The following is a 413-nucleotide window of genomic DNA, read 5'->3' as shown; positions in this document are numbered from 1 at the left end:
GTTGCTAAGCCCATGTCGTCGTCGATTTAGATGAGGCTGCCCAAGCAAGGCCTACTAATGCGCTCGTGCTCGGCCTGAAGCGACGGTCTCAGCTGCGTTAGTCGGAGATTCGAAGCTGCGACAGTGCGGTGCCGATCTGGCTGAATACCGTCACCATGCCGGTTGCCTGTTTGATTTCAAAGAACTTCGTGACATCCGTAGCGCAGTTTTGCATCACGGTTTGCGTGGGATCTCCGCCCGTGTTCACCTGAATTGCATAAACGGTAATGCCGGCAGCCTTGATGTTGGCGCAGATTTTCTTTTCGCGATCGTCGATCTTCGACTTCTTGCTCGCAACGTCCCATGCCGGGTCGTCCTTTGTATCTCGGTTCTCGGTATTGAGGCCGTCACTCATAAGGATGATGACATCCGTA

General features: G+C 53.8%; 1 protein-coding gene. It reads right to left on the bottom strand.

The window, feature by feature from the left end; all coding sequences use genetic code 11:
- Positions 1-97: 97 nt before the first annotated feature.
- Positions 98-413: hypothetical protein (locus D7Y13_RS43900; RefSeq protein ID WP_208734710.1), on the bottom strand; the 316-nt coding region annotated here is incomplete at its 5' end.

It is taken from the genome of Corallococcus praedator (assembly GCF_003612125.1).
In the GTDB taxonomy this organism is placed as follows: Bacteria; Myxococcota; Myxococcia; order Myxococcales; family Myxococcaceae; genus Corallococcus; species Corallococcus praedator.
Note: the sequence above shows the minus strand (reverse complement) of the source record. Positions and strands in the feature narration are given on the sequence as shown.